Raw genomic sequence first — 8,746 nt, 5'->3', positions numbered from 1 at the left:
CGCTATGCCTGGTTGCCGCAAGCTTTTACCCCACACCGCAAGTGGACACGTACCGAGTTGCTGTATTTGTTCCCCGAACACGGACGCAAACTGAAACTAAGACGGTCACTGTCAATGGTCAAGATGTCAACGTACCCGTTGAGAAAACCATAATTGACTATGCTCCAGAGTTTGAGGAAAAGGTGCGTGAGACACCGCCTGACTGGGAAGAAACGCTGCGTTTCTATGTCGTGGTCGGCGCGATAATTTTCTTTGCCGTCGTCGCAGTCGTTACGTTGATTGCCTGGACTAGACATCATTTGTCCGGTCAGAAGGCAGACGCCAAATCCAGACAGATTCAGAAATATATGGACCAGTTGTTCGCTTTCGCGATAGGTATCGCGGTCGGTATTGTTGGTGTCGGTGGATTGCATGGAAAAGCAAAATCACTGGTGCCGCGAGAAGGCCAGATAGAATTCCCGCAATCGAATAGCTCAGACACTGGAACATCGCCGCTTCCCCAGATGCCTGCTCCCCAACCGCCGCAGCAATAGTGATAGCGGCAATTATGGTGCGCGAAAGCTACGGCATTTGCATTTGCCGTCAGAAATGCAAACGGCAATAAATTCACCCTCCGGTGACACCGATTTTTTCAGCCAATTGGCAATCGCTTCGTCGATTTGTCCGCAAATCTCTATGGCGTTTTGCCTTGGAATGCCTGTAACGAGCGTTGGAAGGGTATTTTGGCTGTCAGAATGTGATAGCGCCTGAGCTACCGCGTCATCGCCCGCCAGAATAGTAGCTGTCCGTCTCGCGTCTGAGTCGCGGACATCTAGAACCAAAACGATTGGATCGTCAGTTCCTCTATCCTTGGCGAGGCTATATGCCGTTTCCATCTTCTCGACGCATTGACCAAGCACTTCTTCCGGCGTCATAGCCACACTGCATATTGCAAAGCAATCGGTGTCGAATTGTGTTATACTGATGTTATACGGATTAGCGATGCGTTGTCATTTTTGCCGTATTTATCAGTGTTTTTAAGCTGGGGAACTAGGATTTGAACCTAGACAACATGCTCCAGAGGCATGCGTGCTACCGTTACACTATTCCCCAGGATTTTGCCGCAGCTCCATAAGATTTCGCCGCAGGGCATTTAAGCGTAAGGCCACCACCGGGCCTCGTCAATAGAATTGACGGCGGCGTCGTTCTATCGCTAGCGGGATATTGATTACGCGCCCGGCGGAAACATTTCGGCTGGCTCGAGTTGTCGCACGACCGTTTTACCCCGCCGGTTGACGGTTTCGGTCTGGCCTTCGTAAAATCGAGGCCTACAGGGCGAGCAAGGTTCACGGCTTATTTTGGCTGCGGTGCATCGGCTGGAGCCACGCCCGAATAGTTTACGACAATTTCCAACGGCGTGGGTTTATGGCCATTTTGGAATATTTGAATGGCGATCGGGCCGGTCAACGGCTCACCCTGCCGCCGCAAAAATCGATTTTGGGACGGCATCCGGAATGCGATGTCGTTCTGGACCAGGGGGCTGTCAGCCGCCAGCATGCGCAAATTTTGTTTGTCGACGGCGAATACGTCATTGAAGATTTGCGTAGCCGCAACGGCACGCAGGTGAACGGCCAATTGGTGCTTGCACCGCAACCGTTGCACGATGGCGACGAACTGAAAATTTGCGACCACACGCTGGCTTTTCATTTAGACCATGCGCTAAAGTCCGCGGCAGTTGGCGCCGGCGTGCAGGCCGACGGAGCGCAGGAGAATCATCCGTTTGAAGTCGCCGAAGATAATGCTCAGGTCAGCCGCAGCAGCACGGTCATGTGGAAGATCGACCTGGCTTCCCCGACCGATACCGCTCGGCTGACGGTCAATCCGGAAACCAAATTGCGGGCCTTGATCGAAATTACGCAAAATCTTAGTCAGGCCACGGCGCTGGAGCAAATTCTTCCCAAAGTACTCGACAGCTTGTTCAACATTTTCGGGCAAGCCGATCGCGGGTTTGTGGTGTTGTGCACGCCCGAGGGGCGCTTATTGCCCAAGGCGTTCAAGCAGCGCAAGGGAAAAGAGGAAGAAGGCGCGCGCATGAGCCGGACGATTATTAACGAGGTCGTGAAGCAGCGGCATGCCATTCTTTCGGCCGATGCCGCGAGCGATGTCCGTTTCGAGCTGAGCCAAAGCATTGCCGATTTTCGCATTCGCTCCATGATGTGTGCGCCGCTGGTCACCGGCGAAGGAAACGTATTGGGCGTAATTCAAATCGACACGCTCGATCAACGGGCCCGGTTCACGAACGATGATTTAGATGTGTTGGCCAGCGTGGCATCGCAGGCAGCCTTTGCCATCGATAACGCCCGAATGCACGAGACGCAATTAAAGCAACGAGCCATTCAGGCGGACCTGGACGCCGCTCGCAAGGTGCAACAAGTGCTGCTTCCGTCCGCACCGCCTAAGGTAGAGGGCTATCAGTTTTTTGATTTCTATGAAGCGGCCAATGAAGTAGGCGGCGATTTTTACGATTACGTGACCTTGCGTGATGGCCGAGTGGGCGTGGTGCTGGCTGACGTTTCCGGCAAAAACGTGGCCGCGGCGTTGGTCATGGCCAAGCTGTCCGCGGAAGTGCGCTACTGTCTTGCCAGCGAACCCACCGCCGCCCTGGCGGTGAACCGCATGAACGAAGCCTTTTGCAATGCCGGTTGGGAAGATCGGTTTGCTACGTTTGTTCTCGTCTTGTTAGACCCCAAAACGAACACAGTCACCCTCGTCAACGCCGGCCACATGCCGCCGTTTATTCGGCGCGGACCAGAAAAGGTTGAAGAGCTCGCGCCAGAAATCGCCGGTCTCCCGTTGGGCGTGACCGATGGCATTACTTACGATTCCGTCGAACTTGCGCTGGCTCCTGGCGAAATGATCACCCTGTTCACCGACGGCATTAGCGAGGCACTCAATCCCGACAACGAGCTGTACACGCTCGAACGGCTAAAAGAACAAGAAAGCTTGGCTGCAGAAAATGCCGCAACGCTGGGCCGTGCCATTCTGGACGACGTGAAGCGCCACGCCAACAATCGCGAGCAAAGCGACGACATGTGCTTGGTTGTTTTCGGCCGCGATGCATAGAGCTGCGAATGAATAAAGTGCTGCGGCTGACTTGCCCCGCAGCGCCGGTGCGCAGCCAAGTACTTGTGGTGATGGCTTACTCCATGGTCAGCACCACTCGGAAGCGTGCTTTGCCGTTCATCATTCGCTCGTAGCCTTCCGCGACGCGCTCGAAGGGAAATGTCTCGCTGATGGACCGCACGCCGCTGTGCATGCTAAAAGCCAGCGTATCTTGCGAATCGATGGAGGTGCCGCTGTACCAGCCCTTTACCGATCGGCAACCGCTCAGTAAATGCACGGGCGAAACTTTCATGGGATCGGCAGCCCCCACGACGACCATCGTGCCGTTGACTGCGAGCCCGCCCAGCACGCCGCTCATGGCTTCGCCGCTGGTGACGGTGGCCAAAATTACTTGGGCGCCCCCCAGTTTCATCAATTCCGCGGCCGGATCTTGCGATTGACTGTCGATGTAAATGGCCGCGCCCAATTTTTTCGCCAGCGGTTCCTTATCTTTGCCGCGGGCAATTCCGACCGTGCGAAAACCCATTTTCGCAGCGTACTGCACTCCCAAATGGCCGAGCCCACCCAACCCGTGAATCGCCACAACCTCGCCGGCACGCACGCCGCTGTTTCGCAAGGCGTTGAAGGTTGTCAGACCTGCGCACATTAAAGGGGCGGCTTCCGTGGCGGGCAGCTCGGCGGGAATTAGCGCCACGGAACTGGCCGGGGCAACCATGTACTGGCCATAACCGCCATCGTGAGAAATTCCAGTCGTTTTGAGAAACTGGCAGGCAAAAAATTCTCCGCGCCGGCAGAAATCGCAGGAGCCGCAATTGCCGCCGAACCAGCCCACGCCCACACGCTGTCCTGGCTGCCACCGGGCAACCCCTGCTCCAATCGCATCGATGATGCCCGCCACCTCATGTCCGGGAACGCGCGGATATTCGATGTTCGGGAACAATCCCTCTTTTACGATCGAATCGCTGTGGCAGACGCCGCACGCTTGAACCTTAATGCGCACCCAACCGGGAGCCGGCTCGGGAATCGGCCGTTCAACAATTTCGAATGCGCCTTTCGGACGAGAGACCTGAGCGACGCGCATGGTTGGCATTTGTCGTTTCCTTGTGTCTGGCTAATGCAACGCAATTTCGTGCTGGCCCGCCGCCTGATCTGAAATAGCTTCAACCGAATTCGCTTCTGCTACAACCCACCCGTTAGTCAGACCAAGGCTGAAACCTCAAATTGCTTTAACAATAATTGAATAATCCATACGGCTTGGTTTTTTGCAGCCGTAATAACTAGAATGGAGATGGGCTTTCGCACATCGCTGCCCCTGGCCTCAAATTCGCTTCTTCTTCGTGGCAGGCTGTAGCGTGTCTTTGTCGTTTGAACATCTCTGGTATTTGGCGCTGTTGCTGCTTGTACCCGTCTTTTGGATGCTGGGTTACCACCGGCTGGCAATTTTGGGGCGCTGGCGGCGGGCTATCGTCTTACTGCTGCGAACGGCGGTGCTGGCGTGTGTGGTGTGCGCGCTGGCGCAAATGCAGCTTGTGCATACCAGCGACCGGCTAACCGTGTTCTATTTGCTCGATCAATCGGTCAGCATTCCGGAAACGCAGCGAGAGGCGATGGCCGGGTATGTGAATCAATCGATTGCCCAGCACCGCAGCGCGGTCCGGCGAGATCGAGCCAGCGTCATTGTGTTCGCCAAAGAGCCGGCCGTCGATTATCCGCCGCTGGACGAAAATCTGCGGCTGACCAGCAACACGGAAACGTCGGTCAACGGAAACTTCACTAATCTTGCCGGCGCCATGCGGCTGGCTTTGGCTACTTTGCCTGCCGATTCCGCCGGCCGGGTGGTGATTGTCACCGACGGCAACGAAAACCTGGGCAATGCCGCCGAGGAAGCCCAGCAGCTTGCTGCGCGGGGAATCGGAATTGACGTAGTGCCTATTCGTTACCAATCGCGCTCGGAAATTGCGGTGGAAAAGCTTGAGCTGCCCGCCGAAATTCAAATTGGCGTGCCGTTTGAATTACGGGTGGTGCTGGCGAATTTAGCAGCGGATACAACCGATGCCAAAACGGTGCCGGCCCATGTGCAAATTTTCCGCAAGGCCGACGGCGATGAGCAACAATTGCTCGATCAAGCCATCGAGCTTCCGCCGGGCAAGCGCGTGTTCAGCCTGCGGGAGAAAATCGACATTGCCAATACGTATACCTACACGGCTCGTCTGGTGCCCGACAACCCGGCGGACGATTATTGGCAACAAAACAACACGGCCAGCGCGTTCACCCAAGTTCGCGGCCAAGGGCGGGTGCTGTTTATTGTCGATGCGACTCATCCCGACGATTTCCGAACATTGATCGATCGCCTGCAGCACGAAAAATTGGAAGTGCGGGTGCAGGATACCGACAACCTGTTCACTTCGCTCAGCCAGTTGCAAGCGTTCGACACGGTGATTTTGGCGGACGTGCCGCGGGAAGATTTCGCCGATTCACAAATCAAAATGCTGGTGGCCAATACGCAACAATTAGGAGCGGGCCTGATCATGCTGGGCGGGCCAAGCAGTTTCGGCGCTGGAGGTTGGGCCCATACGGATCTGGAAGCGGCGCTGCCGGTGGATTGCGAGGTAAAAGATCCCAAAGCGCGGCCCATCAATGCCCTGGCCTTGGTCATCGATCGCTCCGGCTCCATGACGGGGGAAAAGCTGGCCATGGCCAAGGCGGCGGCTGCGGCTTCCGTCGACATGCTTTCGCCCACCGATTACGTTACGGTAATTGCCTTTGACGCCGTTGCCTTTCCCGTGGTACCGCTGGTCCGGAAGCAAGATTCGCAGACGATTCAATCCCGTATCGACCGGCTGGGCGCCGATGGCGGCACCAACATGCAACCGGCCATTATGATGGCGCACGAGCAGCTGGCTCGCGCCGCCGATGCCGCCGTCCGGCACATGGTGATCATGACCGATGGCCAAACCCAGGGGACAAATTATCCGCAACTCATCCAGCAGCTGCACCAGGAAAAAATCACCACCTCGACCGTGGCCTTGGGCGCCGATGCCGATTTTCTTTTGCTGGAGCAAATGGCCCGTGCCGGCGGTGGACGTTACTATAACGCCAAAACGCCCCGGGTGTTGCCGCGGATTTTTCAGCAGGAAACGCGGATTGTCACCCGGCCTTTGGTTTTCGAGCGTCCCACCGGCTTGCAGCCGCAAATTACCTTGCCGCATGAAATTCTTAAAGGCATTAGCGCGCCGCCGCCAATCACCGGATTTGTACTAACCACGCGAAAGGAAAATCCGCTGGTCGAAGTGCCCTTGGTTTCGCCGCTGCTGGCGGAGCAAGAAAATCATAGCTTGCTGGCCACGTGGACCTACGGCCTGGGGAAAGTAGTGGCTTTTACCAGCGATGCCGGCCACCGCTGGGCCAGCCGTTGGACCGCCTGGCCAGATTACGACAAGCTATTCAGCCAAATGGTCCGTTGGTCGCTGCGTCCCGCGGGCGATCCAGGGCAATTTGTGATCGATTCGGCAGTTCACGATGGCGTGTTGCGGCTCACGATCAACGCGTTTGACAAGGAAGACAATTATCTGAATTTCCTTAACCCAGCGGGGAGCGTGGTCGGGCCCGACATGCAGGCGCAGGCTGTGCAAATTCGACAAACCGCGCCGGGGCGTTATGTGGGCGAAGTGAATGTGCCGGTCGCTGGCAGTTATTCGTTTGCATTTAGTCCCTCGCCTGGCGCCGCGCCGATTTTGAGCGGCGTGAATGTCCCCTACTCTTCCGAATTTCTGGACCGCCAATCGAACGACCGCTTTTTGGCCGAACTGGCAAGCATTACTCCCGCCGGCGGCAAGCCGGGACAGGTCATTCACGACGAAAACGACAATGGCTTGCCAGGCTTGCTTTCGGCCAATGTTTTTCGGCACGATTTGCGTCCGGCCGTCAGCAGCCACGATTTGTGGCCGCCGTTGCTGCTGTGTGCCAGCTACCTGTTTCTGTGCGACATTGTGGTACGCCGCGTGCGGTTCGATTTCGGCTGGCTGGCGCGCGGAATTCGACAAGTGCGCAGCCGGCTTGGGCATCGCGAAACGCCGGCTGTGGTGGCAACAATTGCCCGATTGCGCAGTCGCAAGGCGGCGGTCATCCGAACTACCGAATTGCAAAAATCTTTGGCACGCTGGGAGCCGGATCCCGAGGTTGATTTTGCGGATCAACCGTCGGAACTCCTGTCAAATGCGCCCGCCTCCTCACCGAAACCGGAGGCCGATCAAAGCAACAGCCCTGAACCGGATACCTATACCTCCCGTTTGCTCAAAGCCAAATATCAAGCGTCCAAGCAACTTGACAGTGGCCGAGCCGACCGTGAACATAACGGCTAGCTTTGTTGGTTGGGACTATCGCAAACGGTGACTTTCCCGTGGATGGGTCGCGCATGCACATTCGCAAGTTGTGGGGCGCAATGTTCATTTTTGTGGCATGCTGTTGTGCCTCGCTAACCCGTGCGCAAACCAAATCCGGATTGTCTCAGGCGGATTCCGCGTCGTTGGGTTTTTCCACAGGCTGGAAGTTGATTAAGGAAGGGGCTGCCGAAGGCACGATCGAGCAAGATGCCAAACATCCGCAACGTTCCAGCCCGCATCTGTTGCGAATGACGGTCACGAAAACCGCCGAACCAGACAAAGGCCGCGCCGGCGCGATCAATGCTACGCCAATTGATGTTGCGGCCGATCGGTGGTACGACATCACCTTTTCCGCGGTCGCTGAGAAAGGCTCCGTGGGGCTGGTGTTCTCACTCGAATCGAACGACGGAAAAGTTCTCGCCCGCACCACGCTTCCGGAAATTGGCCGGGGCGAGCACGACGGCGCCGACAGTAGCCCCCCGGATGCAAAAGCCGACGCTGCTTCTAGCCCTTGGCGAAATTACTCGGTGAGTTTGCACGCCCGCGCTGCTAATTCCCAGGCACATTTGGTGATTACGCCCATCGAGCCAACCTCCGTGTGGTTGGACGATTTAAAACTGACGCCGCGCGCTTTATCACCGGCCAAGTGATCGAATGACTATGCTGAAATCTATTTGCTACCTTGCCGCGATTGTCGTTGGGTTTACGATGGCGTATGTCACGGCGGCAATTTTTGCCCAAAATTTGGCGCCGCCCAATGCTGCGACGGCATCTACGACCGACCTGGAAACCCTGCACCGCGACGGCAACCGTGACCTGCGCGTGCACGATCCTTCTACCATTGTAAAGTGCAAAGACGAATACTGGGTGTTTTCCACGGGATTCAACACGCCTTCGTTTCATTCCAAAGACTTGGTGAATTGGACCCGCGGTCCCCGGGCCAACGCCAATCCGCCGGCCTGGATTAAGCAAGCGGTGCCGCGCAACCGAGGGAACGATTTCTGGGCGCCGGACGTGATCAAAGTCGGCGATCAATACATGCTGTTTTTTGCGGTGTCGAGTTTTGGAAAAAATACCTCGGCCATTGGCGTGGCTACAAATCCGACGCTTGACCCGACGGACCCGGCTTATCAATGGACCGATCGTGGGATTGCCGTCGAATCGAAAACCACCGACGATTTTAACGCGCTCGATCCGGCTGCATTCTTGGATCCCAACGGCAAGCTGTGGTTGTCGTTCGGTTCGTTTTGGAGCGGCATCAA

7 protein-coding genes and 1 tRNA gene are annotated in these 8,746 nt (G+C 56.5%); 5 read left to right on the top strand and 3 right to left on the bottom strand.

Annotated elements, in window-relative coordinates; genetic code table 11:
• Positions 1-533: hypothetical protein (locus VFE46_17240; protein HZZ29743.1), on the top strand; the 533-nt coding region annotated here is incomplete at its 5' end.
• Between the two features lie 12 nt (positions 534-545).
• On the opposite strand, the gene VFE46_17235 is transcribed toward VFE46_17240, so the two are convergent.
• Both VFE46_17235 and VFE46_17230 read right to left on the bottom strand, forming a co-directional pair.
• On the bottom strand, positions 546-914 hold the full coding sequence (locus tag VFE46_17235; protein HZZ29742.1) for a hypothetical protein: 369 nt from the start codon (positions 912-914) through the stop codon (positions 546-548).
• Positions 915-1,021: 107 nt separating this feature from the next.
• Positions 1,022-1,092 (bottom strand) — tRNA-Gln (locus tag VFE46_17230).
• Positions 1,093-1,404: 312 nt separating this feature from the next.
• Between VFE46_17230 and VFE46_17225 the strand changes: the two genes are divergently transcribed.
• Entirely contained in the window at positions 1,405-3,102 is a 1,698-nt protein-coding gene (locus VFE46_17225) for a SpoIIE family protein phosphatase (protein HZZ29741.1), read from the top strand.
• Positions 3,103-3,178: 76 nt separating this feature from the next.
• On the opposite strand, the gene VFE46_17220 is transcribed toward VFE46_17225, so the two are convergent.
• Positions 3,179-4,192: an alcohol dehydrogenase gene (locus VFE46_17220; protein ID HZZ29740.1), complete on the bottom strand. Its 1,014-nt coding sequence runs from the start codon at positions 4,190-4,192 to the stop codon at positions 3,179-3,181.
• 262 nt (positions 4,193-4,454) lie between these two features.
• Between VFE46_17220 and VFE46_17215 the strand changes: the two genes are divergently transcribed.
• From VFE46_17215 to VFE46_17205, 3 genes are all read left to right on the top strand, one after another.
• Positions 4,455-7,463, top strand: coding sequence for a VWA domain-containing protein (locus VFE46_17215; protein ID HZZ29739.1), 3,009 nt, complete (start codon positions 4,455-4,457; stop codon positions 7,461-7,463).
• A 53-nt stretch (positions 7,464-7,516) separates the two neighbouring features.
• Positions 7,517-8,134 (top strand): hypothetical protein, encoded by a 618-nt coding sequence (locus tag VFE46_17210; protein ID HZZ29738.1) that lies wholly within the window; start codon positions 7,517-7,519, stop codon positions 8,132-8,134.
• Positions 8,135-8,144: 10 nt separating this feature from the next.
• Positions 8,145-8,746, top strand: a 602-nt coding sequence (locus VFE46_17205) for an arabinan endo-1,5-alpha-L-arabinosidase (protein HZZ29737.1), incomplete at its 3' end; no start/stop codon positions are given.

This window comes from Pirellulales bacterium (assembly GCA_035656635.1).
Classification (GTDB): Bacteria; Planctomycetota; Planctomycetia; order Pirellulales; family JADZDJ01; genus DATJYL01.
This window is presented reverse-complemented; position numbering and strand designations above follow the sequence as displayed.

Coding starts and splice junctions, on each gene's coding strand:
- VFE46_17235 (HZZ29742.1), bottom strand. CDS start 914: ATGACGCCGGAAGAAGTGCTTGGTCAATGCGTCGAGAAGATGGAAACG.
- VFE46_17225 (HZZ29741.1), top strand. CDS start 1,405: ATGGCCATTTTGGAATATTTGAATGGCGATCGGGCCGGTCAACGGCTC.
- VFE46_17220 (HZZ29740.1), bottom strand. CDS start 4,192: ATGCCAACCATGCGCGTCGCTCAGGTCTCTCGTCCGAAAGGCGCATTC.
- VFE46_17210 (HZZ29738.1), top strand. CDS start 7,517: ATGCACATTCGCAAGTTGTGGGGCGCAATGTTCATTTTTGTGGCATGC.